We start from the raw sequence: 15,603 nt of genomic DNA on the forward strand, positions 1-15,603 counted from the left end.
CTGATTTATAGCAAACTAGAAAGTACATTGTTTAAAAATGATGTTCATACTGGGTTTCGCAGTCTCGATATGGGACTAAAACAGAAGACTATTCTTGCCGCCGTAACGAAGTTCGTGCTGCAGCAACCACCGCTTTTTATCCAATCCTCCGGCATACCCGGTCAACTTTCCATTGGACCCGATAATGCGGTGACAGGGAATAATAACGGGAATGGGATTTTTGCCGTTTGCCAGACCAACGGCACGTGTATTTTTCTCCGAACCCGACAGAATGGCGATATCCAGGTAAGAAACGGTTTCCCCAAACGGAACTATTGAAACCAGCTGCCAAACTTTTTTCTGAAAATCAGTCCCTTCGGGATCTAAAGGAATATCAAAGACCAAACGTGTTCCGTCAAAATATTCATTTAGCTGAAGGATCACTTCCTCCATTACTGCAGGTTGCGACGTTGAAGATTTCCCTTCTTCTTCGACAAAAGAAATGGAAACAAGCGCTTTCTGAGTGGTGCTGATTTTGAGCCAGCCCACCGGAGAAAAAATGTATTGATCAAAAGTTTCTGGCATAACCTGAAAAATCCGGTACCACGAAGATACCGGATTTCTCTGTTTTTTGATGTTTACCCACTAATAACGTTCGCGTTTGGTATATTTCGTGTGTAATAAGTGATGCGACACTTCTCCCAACGGCTCTTTCAAGAAATCTTTATAGAGTTTGTGAACCTCCGGGTTTTCGTGAGATTTCCGTATTGGAAGCCCGCTGTCTTCGGCGTAAATAGCTTCAGCACGTTTTTGCCTGATTTCGGCATTGGTTGGAATTGGTTGCCCTCCTCCTCCCAGGCATCCACCCGGACAGGCCATAAATTCAATAAAATGGTAATCGGCACTTCCGTTCTTCACCGAATCCATAACACTTTTTGCATTGATCAGGCCATGAGCAACCGCACATTTTAGCTCAACCCCATCCAGGAAAGCCCAGTCTTCCAATGGCTTCTCAATTTTCACAGAAGCTTCACGAACACCGTCCATCCCTCGCACTGGAATAATATTCAAATTTTCGAACGGCACTTCTCTGCCGGTAACAATCTCGTAAGCAGTCCTTAGCGCTGCTTCCATTACTCCGCCGGTTGCTCCAAAAATCACTGCTGCACCGCTTGACTCTCCCATTAAACGATCATATTTTGCCGGCTCCAGCTTTTTAAAGTCTAAACCGGCTTGTTTGATCAGAATGGCCAGTTCGCGGGTGGTCAATACATAATCCACATCGCGATAACCGCTGTCGTGCATTTCAGGGCGAAAAGCCTCATACTTTTTTGCGGTACACGGCATTATTGAAACCGACACTATTTTATCCGGCTCCAGGTTTCTGGCTTTGGCATAATAGGTTTTTGCCAGTGCACCAAACATCTGTTGCGGCGATTTACAGGTCGACAAATGTTTCAGATGATCGGGATACATATGCTCGATGTATTTGATCCATCCGGGCGAACAGGAAGTAGCCATCGGTAGTTTCACTGTTTCATCTTTATCCACCAACGCTTTTTTCAAACGGGTCAACAGCTCGGTTCCTTCCTCCATAATGGTGAGGTCGGCGGTAAAATCGGTATCGAGTACCGAGTCGAATCCCAATCGCTTTAATGCAGCGACCATCTTTCCCGTCACGCTTTCGCCGGGAGGCATGCCCAATTCTTCTCCCAAACCAACCCGCACCGCAGGAGCAGTCTGAACAATAACATGAAGATTGGGATTGGCAATGGCTTCCCATACTTCCTCAATGTAGTTCTTTTCGACCAGCGCACCGGTAGGACAATGGTTCACACATTGCCCGCAATTGGTGCAAACCACATCGCGCATCGCTTTTTCAAAGAAAGTAGTGATCTTCATTTGATCACCTTTGTGGGCCACAGTCAGCGCATTTACGCCCTGCAGCTCAGCACAGGTGCGCACACAACGCTGGCAGCGGATGCACTTGCTGTCATCTTTAATAATCGACGGCGAGTACATATCGATCGAAAACTTCTTGAGCGGAACCAATTCGATAAATTCCTGTGTCATGATTTTGTATTCCGACGCCAGTGTTTGAAGTTCACAATTTCCGTTTCGGTAACATTTGGTACAATCTGCATTATGCTCCGCCAGCAAAAGCTCAATGATTTGTTTCCTTGAATTTCGAACTTTCAGGCTGTTGGTCAGGATCTCCATCCCTTCTTCGCATGGCGTGGCGCAAGCCGCCGACAATCGTTTCTGCCCCACCACCTCGACCACACATACCCGGCAATTTCCGGCCACGCACAAATCTTTGTGATAACACAAAGTAGGAACTTTTATCCCCTGTGATTCAGCGGCTTCCAATATCGTTTTTCCCGCAAATATTTCAACGGGATATCCATTGATGGTTATATTGACTTTTTTACTCATTTTAATGTTCCGTTTTGGTTAATAGATCATTTCTTCCCGGAAATTCTCCACAATCGAAGAGAATGAATTAGCGACTGATTGTCCCAGGCCACACTTGGCAGTGTACTGCATGGTTTCAGTCAAACGCAACAATTTATCGAGATAAGCGGCCGGTTTGTCGCCCCGTTTTACCGCTTTAATTCCCAGCAAAAGCTGCTGACAACCCACCCGGCAAGGCGTACATTGCCCGCAAGATTCTTCCCGGAAGAATTCCAGGTAATTATCCAGCACATTGAACATCGAACGCGAACTATTAAAAAGCATCATGGAACCTCCGGTCGGGAGTGAAATTCCGGTAAGTTTCCCTTTAAAACCAATAGCCGCATCTTTGAATTTTTTACGGGGCACCAGAAATCCCGATGCTCCACCAACCTGAACTGCTTTGGTATCTCCGTCTCCGAATTCATACACAAAATCCTGAAGACTCATACCCAGTTCCAATTCATAAATTCCTGGTTTGGGAGTGTCTCCCGAAACCGAGAACAGTTTTGTCCCGCGGGAATATTGCACCCCCAGGTCATAAAATTTCTTAGCTCCGTATTTAAATATGGTAAACGTATGAACTAGTGTCTCCACGTTGTTGATCACCGTTGGTTTTCCGCGGTAACCCGATTGGGTTGGAAATGGCGGTTTATTACGCGGCTCTCCGCGTTTTCCTTCCATCGATTCCATCAACGCGGTTTCTTCGCCGCAAATGTAAGCGCCACTGCCCATAAAAACCCTGATCTTAAAATCGAGTTTTATTTCGTTGCAGTAGTAATCAAATTCATCGAGCACTTTTTCAAGCTCTTCCTTTAAAAACTTGTATTCACCACGCAAGTAAATGTAGCCTTCGCGGGCGCCTGTGATGTATCCGCAAATGGCCATTGCGGTAAAAACCTTATACGGAACGCGCGAAAGAATCTCGCGGTCTTTGAACGTTCCCGGTTCTCCTTCATCTGCATTACAAATCACATACTTTTCATCTGATTCGGCCTCTGCCGTAAGTTTCCATTTCAAACCGGTAGGAAAACCAGCTCCACCCCGCCCCTTCAATTCCGAGCTGATAAGTTCGTTGATCAGGTCCTGGGGAGTTTTTTTTATCGTGTTGGAAAGTACTTTCTCCCAATCGTTCTCATTTCTGAAAATGAAATCGACACGTTTTAATTGGTGTGAATTTGCCATGGATTTAATTTTAGTGGTACCCGTTACCGTTACTGCCGTTCTGTTTCAAGTACACCGAAAGTATTTCACGTACTTTTTCGGGAGTAAGCTCAGTATAAACGTCATCGTTTATGAGCATTGCCGGAGCTTTATGACACCACCCCAAACAATTGGTTTCCAGAAGTGTAAACAAATGATCGGGAGTAGTTTCGCCCAACTTAATTTTGAGCATGTCCTGGATGGCAAACAATACCTGGTTTTTCCCCTTCATGGCACAGGTAATGGTTTTACACACCCGAATGGTGTACTTTCCGGTTGATTTGGTTTCAAGAAAGGAATAGAAAGTGGCCGTTCCGTAAACATCGGCAGCGGGAATATCCATTTCCCGGGCAATTTCTATCATCGACAACTCAGAGAGGTATTTTTCCCTCTCCACCACTCCCTGCATAATCGGCAACAGACTTTCCCTTTTCCTACCGTGGATATCAGCCAGATCTTTGATTAAAGTTTGGATCGGATCCATGAGTGAATTTTTTGGTTGTAAAATGGTTATTAGTTGTTATTGAGAAACAGAGCGCCCTGCGGGCCGGATCGGTCGTTGAATTCTGGTTGAATTTATTACAAAATATCGCAATCAGTCACTAACAAAAATAAGTAGGCAAAAACAAAAAAAACAGAAGATTTACATTATAATATAATGTTATTCAGCACCTTTCGCCATTTACAGAATAAATGAAGAATTTTTTCTTCAATTACCTAACATTTGTCATGTGAACATATGTTATACAATAGCTTTTCGGAGATTGATTTAACTATGCCTGAAGAACAGCTTCAATAATTAAAGATTTCTTAATCCTTTAAACAGAAAAATTGCAACCCCTTTCCATTTTTTTTGTTTAAATTTATAGAGCCAGAAAACGAGAAAACAATTTTAACATGAAAACAGTTATCCTCACCCATGTCATTTTTATTTTGTGGATGCTACCAGGCCCGGGATGGGCACAGGTGATTACCATTTCAGGGTATATTAATAACAGCATTAGCGGAAAAGCGATTGAAAATGTAAGTATCCTTGAAGCCAACTCGGGAGTCGGCACTATCTCGAATCAAAATGGATTTTACCGGCTTGTTCTAAAAGGAAAAGACATTGACCTGAAAATCTCAAACGATGGTTTTAAAGATTTCAGCAAACAGCTTTCGCTAAGCGCCGATACCACACTTGTTGTAAAACTTGTACCCAAAGCTGACGATAAACGCCGGCAGAAAAAAGCGGGCGAAATTCATGCCGAAGCAAAACCGGAAAAAAAATCGACGGATCAGCAAAATTGGAGTCCTTTTTGAGAGTCCTCCCGCTTAGTTCGAAATCATTTCTTTAATGATCTTTCCCTGGCATTTATCCGGAACGGGTATGCCCAATAACTGAGATAGTGTAGGCACAAGATCAACTCCTTCGTATTTGGTGCGAATGACCTGATGCTTTATTCCATTTCCGTAAAATACTAGCGGAATATGCGACTGGTCGTTGTAATTAACACGTTTGAATTTATAACCGGGCTGCCAGCCTTCCTTTAAGAGATAGAGAAAATCTCCAGAGCGGTTTTTGTAGTACGACGTATACAAGGGCTGAAGTAAACCGTTGGCCGAACTCCCCTGCTCCAACTGATGCGCGGGCAAGGATAACTGAACTCCCTCGAACTGGTTAATGAAATTGGCCGCTGATTCACTGATCTCATTCACATCCAAACCTTTCTTTTTTATCAACTCGTGATCGAGGTAAATTTGAAGATCGCTGGTATATTCGATCCATTCTTCCGAACCGTAGGTATTGTTCAAATACAGGGTAAGCAATGCTACAGCACGTTCAATGTTGAAATAATCAACCGGGAAGTGAAACTCGTCTTTCAGGTATTCAACCGGATAGGAAGCCGAGTTATTCGATGTCAGATAAAACAATACATTTTCTTTCCCATACTTTTTTTCAACACCTTCAATAAATTCTGCCAGGTACTGATCAAGATACAGGTAAGAGTCTTCCATTTCGAGCGAAGCCGGGCCAAATGAACCGTTCTCGTAATCCATCGACGAGAAAACTACGCTTACAAAATCGGTAACATCATCGTCGCCAATCGCTTCGTTATCCATCAACTGCAAGGCAAAATCCTTGATCATCAGATTGGCGGAAGGAGTGGTTTTAAACGGCCTGAAATTCTCCGTTGTTTTGAGGTATTTATTCACGGCATGCGGGAAAGTATTGAACTCTCCAAAATATCCTCTTTCCAGCAAGTAATCATCGCGAGTCGATTCGGTGTATTCAATTTCAGGTAACAACGTCACCCAGTTTCGGTAACCGTACCGCGCCGCATAGTTTTCACTGTTAAACAGGCGCACCCAGTCGGGAAAGTTGCTTACGTAAAAAGAGCTCGAAATCATTCGCCCCGAAACAATATCAAACCAGTAAGCCGCATCAGCTGTGTGCCCGGCGCTGAAAATAGCCGATTCGCGGTTCAGTCCAACGCTAAATACCTTTGCTTTACCCATCGTAAAAAGTTTCAGGCTGTTGGTGATGGTATTCGACAACAACTGAACCGGAGAAGCATTGCCCTCTTTGGTATCGGCACCCACTGTCATGTAATAATCATCTTCGGTACAATCAACTTCTTTTTTTCTGAGACGATCGTACCAGGTATTGTTTACAATCCCGTGAATGGAAGGAGTTACTCCGGTATACAAGGTTGCCATTCCACTGGCATAATTATGAGAATGCAGGGTAAGTTTTACATTGGTGCAAACTGCTCCGTTCGAATAAAGCTTTTTAAAACCTCCATCCTGAAATTTGTTCCAAAAACGTTGAACATAATCAGGACGCATGTTCTCGACCACAATGCCAACAACCACCTTGGGGCGCGTTTCCTGAAAAATTTGCTGAGTAAAACCTACTGATGTAAAAACGAACTGGATAAATACACCCAGAATAAATATCTTAATTCTCATACCTTTTTCAACCGTTAAGCGACCAAAAATACGAAATGAAATGGTTCACACAAAAATGAATCCCCCTGTTTAAAAAATTTTCGGAAAATATATTTTTTTGGGTATCAATCGTTTCAGGAGCAAAAGAAAAATATTCGCAAAAAAAAGTATCGTGTCGGTAGGGTAAACGTTTCGGGCTGCGGTTTACTAACAAAACACTTTAATTTTTAAATGTCATGAAAAGAATTATTGGACTATCAGTATTTGCACTTGCAATGGTTATGTTCGCGTGCAATAACGAAGAAGTTGACACACCAAGCGTAAACGATGAACTACTTTCAGAAAAATCGGCACAGGTTACGTTGAACGAAGTAAAAGTGGAAGCAGCCACCACCGAGTCGGAATACGAAGTCGAATTTTTTGCCAATATGGAAGGTCAGCTTTCCCGCTGGTATCGTTTTGGCCATCACTTTCAGTGGAACCCAAAACTCAGGTACACAGCCAGTCACTGCCCGAATATTGCAATCGCCAGCGAAGGTAACGACGAATATCCCAAAACAATTACGCTGGATTATGGCGACAGTACGCTTTTAAGAAACGGAAAAGTTCTGAGTGGAGTCATAGAGATCTACTTTTCTGCGCCGCGTTACAGCCAGGATTTTGAAAAAACCGTTACCTACAACAATTTTTCGGTTGATTCTATCACCATTAACGGCTTTTCCACCATCATCATCGACAAAGTGGATACGCTGTTCCGTCAGCACACTTCGGACCTTACGTTTACCCTGGCCGATGGAACGGTAATCGAACGATCTTCGGAACGGGTATGGCAATGGCTCGCCGGTATGGATACTGAAGACGACCAAAGCGACGATGTGTTTATTATTACAGGCGGAGCGAGCGCAACGATGACTAAAGACGGAGTCAGCGACACCTACTCCAAAGAAATTATCAATCCGCTCAAGAAAATATACGACTGCCGTTACATTGTGGAAGGCACCATCTCCATTACACTTAACGGCACGGTAGTGAGTACATTGGATTATGGCGACGGAGAATGCGACGATATTGCAACAATGACAGACAGCGAAGGGAATGTAAGGGAAATAGATCTTGCAAGACACCAGTTTAGGAACATGCATCAATCCGGTAAATAAAGTTAATAAAGAGTGCCCGGAAAGAACCTATTTCCGGGTGCTTTATTCTGAATTCTGCTTTATCTTTGATAGCCACAAAGCATACCATTTTGACGCAACAGGAATTTAAAGAGCTATTCGACTTGCATTTTGCCCGGGTTCGCAATTATGTTTTCTACCGTTCGGGAGATACCGAAATTGCGACCGACATCGCCCAGGAAACTTTTATGAAAGTGTGGGAAAAGAATGGTTCTTTGAATGCTGACCGGATAAAAAGCCTGCTTTTTAAAATCGCCAACGATCTTTTTATTTCTTACTACCGCAAAGAGCAGCGTTCTTTCCAGTTTTTTAAACATTATCGGCCCGGGAACGAAAGTCGGTCGCCGGAAGACGAGCTGGCATTTGAACAATTAAAAAGCCGATACGACAAGGCTTTGCAAGCCATGCCGGAGCTCCAGCGAACCGTATTTTTAATGAGCCGCGTCGAAAATCTGAAATACACTGAAATTGCAGAAATGTGCAGGATCAGCGTAAAAGCAGTAGAGAAACGAATGAAAAAAGCACTTGAACACCTTCAGGTGAATCTGAAAACAAATGAATAATAATAAGAGACATAGCGAAGATATTTTGAACGGCGAAACTTCTGTTTTGGGAAAGGGAAAGATTACCTGGGAAAAATCGGAAACAGAGGTTTGGGCAGAACTGGAAAAGAAAATCTCTGCCCGCCCAGCTGGCAAATCGGTGAAATTACGCCCGCAAATCGTTAGCTGGTCAGTCGCAGCCATGGTTTTAATTCTTGTCGGGCTGGCCGGAATCGCAACTTTTTACACCAAAACCATTGAAAGCCTGTCCGGAGAGCACCTCGCTGCGCTATTGCCCGACGGTTCCAAAGTAGAATTAAATGCCGGCTCAACGCTGAGGTATCATCCGCTAACCTGGAAACTCCAACGAAAACTCACTTTTGAGGGAGAAGGATTTTTTAATGTAATGAAGGGTAAGAAATTCATGGTTCAATCGAATAACGGGACAACGCAGGTACTCGGAACTTCTTTTAATATTTATGCCCGCAACGAAAATTACCGCGTTACCTGCCTAACCGGGAAAGTGGCCGTTAGCGCTGCTGCCGGAGAAAAAGTGATACTGTTACCCAATAATCATGTTGAACTCAAAGAAGGTAAGCTGGTCGTGAAAAAGATGTTTGATCCGGAAAGAGCCATCGGCTGGAAAAACAATCAGTTCTTTTTTGCAGGCCGCCCGTTAAAAGAAGTAATCGACGAAATTGAACGACAATATGCCGTTACCATACAGCTCGATCCACAGTTAAATAATCGTAACTTTGGAAGCAATTTTTCAAAAAAGACCAACGTTGAAGATGTGTTGGATTTTGTTTGTAAACCCATGAATCTGAAGTTTGTCAAACAATCGGAAAACGTTTACCGGATCGTTGAAAAAAGTTAATGGTAAAATTAAGTTGCCTGGGAATGTTGCTGCTCCTCGTTTTTCAACTGACAGCGCAAACTCCCGAAAAAATAAAAGTAACTGCCCGAAAAACCCCGCTAAATCAGGTTTTGCTTGATTTAAAAGAAAACTATGGCTTTCAGTTTGCCTTCGATGCCGATCTTCTCTCCAACTATCCGGTTTCAGCAAACCGCGAATTCAAATCGGCAGAAGAAACACTTCGTTTTTTAATCAAAAACCTTCCGCTGGAACTGGAAAAATCGGACGATGTTTTTCTAATCCTCCCCCGGCAAGCCCCAACAAAAACCGCTGAAACACAAATCTCGGGACAGGTACTTGAATCGCTTACCAGCGAACCACTCCCCTTTTCTTATGTGTCGGTTAACCGGACTCCGGTGCAAACCGACCAAAACGGAAACTTCAATTTTATAGCCTCCACCGATTCAACTTTTGCATTAAGAATATCGCACCTGGGGTATTTTGTTTATGACACGATTGTTACCAACAGCTTAAACCGTAAGTTTTTCCTGATGCCGCGTATTGAAAGTATTCAGGAAGTGAGAGTTAGCGGCAATCCCATTGAAAAATCCACTCTGATTGGCGACAAGGCGGGTTACATGAAAATCAACCTCCAGATAGCCCCCATTCTTCCGGGACACGGAGACAATTCTGTATTTAATTTATTGCGACTGATGCCCGGTGTGCTGGCAGCAGGCGAGCAATCGAATAACCTGCTCATTTGGGGTGCTTACGAAGGCCAAAGTAAAATTCAGTTTGATGGTTTTACGGTTTTCGGATTAAAGAATTTCAACGACAACATCAGCGTTGTCAATCCTTTCATGGTAAAAAACATTGAAGTGATGAAAGGAGGATACGAAGCCCGCTATGGCGATCGTGTGGGTGGCATTGTGGATATAGCCGCAAAAGATGGCTCCATGTTCAAGCCCGGTATAATCCTGAACATCAATTCGAATACGGTAAACACCATGGTTCAAGCGCCCATAGGCGAAAGATCGTCGGTAATTGCTGCTTACCGGCAAACGTATTATCCGTTGTACGATCCGTCGAGCCTGTCGCTGTTTTCTCGCAGAAACAATGCTGCACCGGGAGGTGGCCTGGGGCAAAACACTACTTCAACCCTTGTCGATTTTAATGTTCAGCCCGATTATGTATTCCGGGATGCCAACCTGAAGTTTTCGCACCGTTTTATGGATGATGGTCTGTTTTCACTTAGTTTTTATGGTGGTGGCGACGATTTCAGTTACGACATGGAAGGCGAAATCGTCCGAAACATCATTACGCAATCTGAAGGAGAAAAAAATCAGCAATACGGAGGATCCGCTCAATTCAGCTACCCGTGGGCCAATGGAAACGTCACAAACGTAACGGCTGCCTACTCTTACTTCCAGCATGAATTCGCTGAAAAAAACGAGCTTTTCAATACCCGCACGGAAATTTCGCGCATTACCCGTGAGGTAGACAGCGAAAACAAAGTGGATGAACTCAGCCTCAATGCCGAACACACCTTCTCTTTTAATGACGGACATAAACTGGTTTCTGCAGTTGGATTAATCAGCAATGGCGTGCAGCTGCAACGAACAACACTCGAAACAAATACCATCGATTTTGATCGCTCTCTTTCCCGAATAGTTGGCTACGTTCAGGATGAATTTCCGCTAAATAGTATTTTAAAGATCAATGCCGGATTACGGGCCAATTACGTCACCAACCTCAGCAAATTATACATCGACCCTCGTTTCTCCACCTCGCTGAATATTACAAAAGACGTCAAATTCAATGCTTCATGGGGAATTTACCACCAGTTTTTAGTCAAAACAACCGTCGTTGACAGCTTAAATAACTTCACCAACTTCTGGATGAATGCCGATGAACAAAACATACCCGTATTAAATGCCATGCACACAGTGGCCGGGTGGTCATACAATCATCAAGGTTGGACCGCCAGTCTGGAGGGATATTACAAAACCACCGGGGGACTTACCCGTTATTATGCGCAAAACGTACGTTTTGATGCCGGATTTTTTGAAGGCAAAGCTCGCACTTACGGATTGGATCTTTTTCTGAAAAAAGAATACAAACGACACGTGGCATGGATTTCCTATTCGTATTGCCAGGCCGACGAGCATTTCTCTTTTTACCTGCGTGATTATTACAGACCCGCTCCCCAGCAACAAAAACATGAAATAAAATTTGCCGGAATCCTGAATTACAAATCCTTTTATTTCTCGACCAGCTATGTTTACGGATCGGGATTTGAGCGATTTGACATAGAAACCGCGAGTGGCAAAAAACTGGATCAACCCTACAATCGGCTGGATGCCTCGCTGGTTTACAAATTCAAACCGGGCAAAGTAAAAGCTGAAGCGGGAATCTCTATCTTAAATGTATTAAATACCGAAAACATAAAATATTCCAACCTGCGGTTAAGTTCGACCGATGATCTGGATTTGATCGGAGTTTATGCCGATGCCGTTTCCTTTACTCCGGCCATTTTCCTGAAGCTCGAATTCTGACAAACCTTTACTACCTGAATCCTAATTGATGCCGGATTTCTGAAAATAGTTACCCAGTTTAAAGGCTCCGTAACTGGTTAATTTGTACCGCCACCCCAGGTTTAGCGGCAACATCGCCTTAAAGATGGTCTCAGAAGATAAATAACCGAATGCTTTTCCAACTCTCCGGGTAATATTGCTGTAGCTGTAAAACTGCTGTTGCAGCCAGGCTGTGCCTTTATCCAGCGTTTCGCAGCTCATTTGTTTGGGCTGATGAACCACGTGAAAAAAATCATAATGGCTCCAGTCTTTGTCCACAATTCGTCCTTCTTTATCCAATTCATCAAAAAGAGGTGTTCCCGGGAATGGAGTTAACCGGGTAGATTGCAAGGCATCCATGTTTGATTCGAGTAGAAACTGAAGTGTATTTTCAAAAACATCCTCCCCGTCTTCATCGCTGCCAAAAACAAAACCGCCGCAAATCGCAATGCCCGCCTCATGAATTCGTTTGACCACATCCCTGTAATTCCTTTTTCGGTTGCAATGCTTGGAATAAGCACTCAGCGTTTGTTCCGATAACGACTCAAAACCAATAAAAAGCCCCCTGCATCCAATTTGCGCCGCCAGTTCCAGTAATTCCTCATCTTCAGCAATTCCTATCCCACACTGGCTGAACCATCTTTTCTTCAGCGGAATCATGGCCCTGAAAAGTTCACGGGCATAGGCATTATCCAGAATGATATTGTCATCCATAAACAACACATATTTCCCTAACGTTTTCAGCTCTTCCATAACATGATCGACAGGCCGTGTTCTCATTTTATAACGATTAAAAGCTGCCACCGAACAAAAGGCACAGCTATGAACACAGCCCCGGGTAGCCTGCATGGCATTGGGGGTTACGTAAGCATTCTTCCGGATCAGATGCCGGTCAGGCTTGGGCAATTCGGCCAGATCGACCAACTCGCTTTTATAAAATTTCTTTAATCCGCCGTTTTGAAAATCAGCTATCATTAAAGGAACATTGTATTCCGCCTCTCCTATACAAATCTTCATCAGGCATAAAAGAAGGATGATAACCGCCAAAAATTACGGTCTTCCCCTTCGAGCGGAAACGATCGCCAATTTCGTATGCCCGCGGCGCGTTGTACGTCATAAAAGAAACGCCAATAATATCAGCGTCGGTATCAAAATCGATGGGTTCCACGTCTTCATCAATAATTTGCGAAGTAACATGCGAAGGCATGGCTGCCGTTACATACAGGCTTGGCAACATGGAAAAGCGAAAAACACTGCGACTAACAGGCTTTTCGTTTGAACCGACACGCCATAACGGGGAAGTTGGATTGATCAGAACAAATTTTAATGGCTTGGTTTCCATCGAAAGTTGATTTTGAATTACCAGCGCACGAAACGTATAAATCCTTTTTTTTCGGAAGTAGGCAGAGCCAATGATTAAAGTTACGGCTATTCGGCCGGAAAAGCTAAAGAATGAAATCGGCCGGAAAGTGTAAAAATAATGATGCAATTTAACAGGGATACTGAACCAAATGGATGCTTGGTGGTTAGTTAAGGCATATTACAGTTCTTTAAAACGTTTTTATGAATAACAAATACCTTGCGAGATTTTTAAACATCGTAGAAAAGGGTGGAAATGCCCTTCCGCATCCCGCAACTCTATTTGCTCTTTTTGCTTTACTGGTGGTGTTCTTGTCAGGATTTCTCAGTCTTTTTGATATTCACGCGTTACATCCCCGTACCGGTGAAATGATAGAACCGGTGAACCTGATGTCGAAACATGGCATAGGCCGGATACTGGAAGAAATGGTGACCAATTTTACCGGTTTTGCTCCGCTTGGAACCGTTTTGGTAGCCATGCTTGGTATCGGCATTGCCGAAAGCAGTGGTTTTATTGCCACCGTGCTGCGTTTGCTGGTTACTTCTGCTCCCAAACGTCTGCTCACCTTTGTGATTGTATTTTCTGCCATATTATCGAATACGGCCAGCGAAGTGGGTTATGTATTGCTAGTCCCTCTGGGCGCAATTATTTTCCTGGCTGTTGGCCGGCATCCGCTGGCGGGTATGGCTGCAGCTTTTGCAGGTGTATCGGGCGGTTACAGCGCCAACCTCTTATTGGGCACCATCGATCCGCTGCTGGCGGGTCTTTCAGAAGAAGCCGCTCACATTATTGATCCTGAATACCTCGTAAATCCGGCAGCCAACTACTACTTTATGTTTGTTTCCACTTTTTTTATTGCCGTTGCCGGAACCTGGGTAACCGAAAAAATAATCGTTCCCCGATTGGGGGTTTACGAAGGTGATGAAAAACCGGAAGAACTGCGAAAACTGGATAAATACGAAAAACGCGGACTAAAATTCGCGATAATCGCCGGTCTCGCGTTAACGGCTTTCATTCTGATCGGAATTTTGCCTGAACATGGATTTTTAAGAGGCGAAAACGGCGACGTGCTTCACTCTCCTTTTCTCCGGGGAATTGTTGCCATCATTTTTATTGCAGCGGCCGTATTGGGTGTTGCCTATGGAATTGGAGCCAAAACCTATAAAAACGACACCGATGTAATGAAAGGTATGGGGAAAGCCATGGAAACCTTGGGTATTTACATTGTACTCACCTTCTTTGCGGCTCAGTTTGTTGCCTATTTCAAATGGACCAACATCGGGTTAATTTTTGCCATCAAATCGGCACATTTTATCCAGTCACTCGAACTGGGTTCGGTCCCTTTAATGATTGCCTTTATTGTTTTGGTCGGAATACTCAACTTGTTCATGGGAAGTGCCTCGGCCAAATGGGCCATTCTGGCGCCTGCATTCATCCCCATGTTCATGCTGCTGGGCTATTCGCCGGAGTTGGTGCAAAATACCTACCGAATCGGGGACTCGGTTACCAATATAATTTCGCCCATGATGTCGTACTTTGCACTGATTGTCGCATTCTTTCAACGCTACGACAAACGCGCCGGAATCGGAACAATCATTGCCACGATGCTGCCCTACACAATTTTCTTCTTTATTGTCTGGGTTTTGTTACTGGTGGCGTGGTTACTACTTGGCTGGCCGGTCGGACCGGATTCGGGGCTCTTTTATCAGGGAATTGGCTAACAAGGCGGCACATTCGAATACAATAAAGATACGATCACGAAAAAATACTAAATAGAGATTGTTTGATACTGTATTCTGCGTTACATAAGAAAATTGTAATCGGCCTATATTTAACATAAAATATGAATTATGAATTTGGGAAACGGTTCATATTCGATTGACAATCCTAAAAATCAGTTCAAAAAGGATGAATTTGCTTCAAAAAAACTGAAGATTATGTAAGAAATATCAAAAAAAATCTATTTTTGCATTTGGACGCAATTATTAAAAGAACTTAGTAAAAATTAGATTAGCAGAACTTTACAGGCAATCATATATCCAAAAACCCGGAGTAGTGCGCTGTAAAAATTGCTGATCGTTGCAGTCCGTTTTTTACATGTTTTATTAAAACAGATGATTATGAAACGGATTTTAGTGGCAGAAGACAACAGATTAATTCTGGAGACGGTAGCACATAGTTTATCCCGTGAAGGATACGACATTATCAAAGCAGAAGACGGCAAAGACTGTTTGACCAAACTCGAAACCAACGAGGTGGATCTACTCATCACTGACCTTTACATGCCTAATGTCAATGGCTTGGAAGTGATTTCGAAACTAAACAGCAACTACAAAAGCTTAATGCCGATCATGGTGCTCTCGGCAGCCGGAGCTGAAGAAAGCGTTTTGAAAGCTTTCGACATGGGTGCCGACGACTACATGGTAAAGCCCTTTAGTTTAATTGAACTTAATGTTAGGGTCAAACGACTGCTGGCATCTAAAAAATAGTATTTTTATAGCTTAGGTTCAATTACTAAATCTGACTACAT

General features: G+C 43.5%; 14 protein-coding genes. 7 read left to right on the forward strand and 7 right to left on the reverse strand.

Annotated elements, in window-relative coordinates; translation table 11 throughout:
• Positions 1-75: 75 nt before the first annotated feature.
• From MR764_RS02710 to MR764_RS02725, 4 genes are read right to left on the reverse strand one after another with little or no spacing between them, the layout of a single operon-like run.
• Positions 76-564, reverse strand: coding sequence for a methylated-DNA--[protein]-cysteine S-methyltransferase (locus MR764_RS02710; protein WP_247977851.1), 489 nt, complete (start codon positions 562-564; stop codon positions 76-78).
• 60 nt (positions 565-624) lie between these two features.
• On the reverse strand, positions 625-2,415 hold the full coding sequence (locus MR764_RS02715) for an NADH-dependent [FeFe] hydrogenase, group A6 (protein WP_247977852.1): 1,791 nt from the start codon (positions 2,413-2,415) through the stop codon (positions 625-627).
• 18 nt (positions 2,416-2,433) lie between these two features.
• Positions 2,434-3,618, reverse strand: a complete 1,185-nt coding sequence (locus tag MR764_RS02720) for an NADH-ubiquinone oxidoreductase-F iron-sulfur binding region domain-containing protein (RefSeq protein ID WP_247977853.1) — start codon at positions 3,616-3,618, stop codon at positions 2,434-2,436.
• Positions 3,619-3,628: 10 nt separating this feature from the next.
• Positions 3,629-4,120 carry an NAD(P)H-dependent oxidoreductase subunit E gene (locus MR764_RS02725; protein WP_247977854.1) on the reverse strand — a complete coding sequence of 164 codons (492 nt, stop codon included), beginning with the start codon at positions 4,118-4,120 and terminating at the stop codon, positions 3,629-3,631.
• A 413-nt stretch (positions 4,121-4,533) separates the two neighbouring features.
• On the opposite strand from MR764_RS02725, the gene MR764_RS02730 reads away from it, so the two are divergent.
• On the forward strand, positions 4,534-4,938 hold the full coding sequence (locus MR764_RS02730) for a carboxypeptidase-like regulatory domain-containing protein (protein WP_247977855.1): 405 nt from the start codon (positions 4,534-4,536) through the stop codon (positions 4,936-4,938).
• 12 nt (positions 4,939-4,950) lie between these two features.
• On the opposite strand, the gene MR764_RS02735 is transcribed toward MR764_RS02730, so the two are convergent.
• The gene (locus tag MR764_RS02735; protein ID WP_247977856.1) at positions 4,951-6,588 is read right to left on the reverse strand and encodes an alkaline phosphatase family protein; all 1,638 of its coding nucleotides are present in this window, start codon (positions 6,586-6,588) and stop codon (positions 4,951-4,953) included.
• 215 nt (positions 6,589-6,803) lie between these two features.
• Between MR764_RS02735 and MR764_RS02740 the strand changes: the two genes are divergently transcribed.
• The 4 genes from MR764_RS02740 (at position 6,804) to MR764_RS02755 (ending at position 11,695) form a co-directional block, all read left to right on the forward strand.
• Entirely contained in the window at positions 6,804-7,724 is a 921-nt protein-coding gene (locus MR764_RS02740; protein WP_247977857.1) for a hypothetical protein, read from the forward strand.
• An 89-nt stretch (positions 7,725-7,813) separates the two neighbouring features.
• Positions 7,814-8,305, forward strand: a complete 492-nt coding sequence (locus MR764_RS02745) for an RNA polymerase sigma factor (protein WP_247977858.1) — start codon at positions 7,814-7,816, stop codon at positions 8,303-8,305.
• A complete protein-coding gene (locus MR764_RS02750) occupies positions 8,298-9,161 on the forward strand; it encodes a FecR domain-containing protein (RefSeq protein WP_247977859.1) in 864 nt (287 codons plus the stop codon). Before MR764_RS02745 ends, MR764_RS02750 begins: the two co-directional genes overlap by 8 nt.
• Complete coding sequence (locus MR764_RS02755; RefSeq protein WP_247977860.1) at positions 9,161-11,695, forward strand: TonB-dependent receptor plug domain-containing protein; 2,535 nt, start codon at positions 9,161-9,163, stop codon at positions 11,693-11,695. Before MR764_RS02750 ends, MR764_RS02755 begins: the two co-directional genes overlap by 1 nt.
• A gap of 21 nt (positions 11,696-11,716) precedes the next feature.
• On the opposite strand, the gene MR764_RS02760 is transcribed toward MR764_RS02755, so the two are convergent.
• Both MR764_RS02760 and MR764_RS02765 read right to left on the reverse strand, forming a co-directional pair.
• Positions 11,717-12,688: a radical SAM protein gene (locus tag MR764_RS02760; protein WP_247977861.1), complete on the reverse strand. Its 972-nt coding sequence runs from the start codon at positions 12,686-12,688 to the stop codon at positions 11,717-11,719.
• Entirely contained in the window at positions 12,678-13,055 is a 378-nt protein-coding gene (locus MR764_RS02765; RefSeq protein ID WP_247977862.1) for a cobalamin-dependent protein, read from the reverse strand. Before MR764_RS02765 ends, MR764_RS02760 begins: the two co-directional genes overlap by 11 nt.
• Before the next feature lie 221 nt (positions 13,056-13,276).
• Here MR764_RS02765 and MR764_RS02770 point away from each other — a divergent pair, with 221 nt between their 5' ends.
• Together MR764_RS02770 and MR764_RS02775 are read left to right on the forward strand one after the other, a co-directional pair.
• Complete coding sequence (locus tag MR764_RS02770; RefSeq protein ID WP_247977863.1) at positions 13,277-14,794, forward strand: AbgT family transporter; 1,518 nt, start codon at positions 13,277-13,279, stop codon at positions 14,792-14,794.
• 399 nt (positions 14,795-15,193) lie between these two features.
• A complete protein-coding gene (locus tag MR764_RS02775; RefSeq protein WP_247977864.1) occupies positions 15,194-15,562 on the forward strand; it encodes a response regulator transcription factor in 369 nt (122 codons plus the stop codon).
• Positions 15,563-15,603: the final 41 nt, after the last annotated feature.

This window comes from Maribellus sp. YY47, assembly GCF_023111095.1.
Classification (GTDB): Bacteria; Bacteroidota; Bacteroidia; order Bacteroidales; family Prolixibacteraceae; genus Draconibacterium.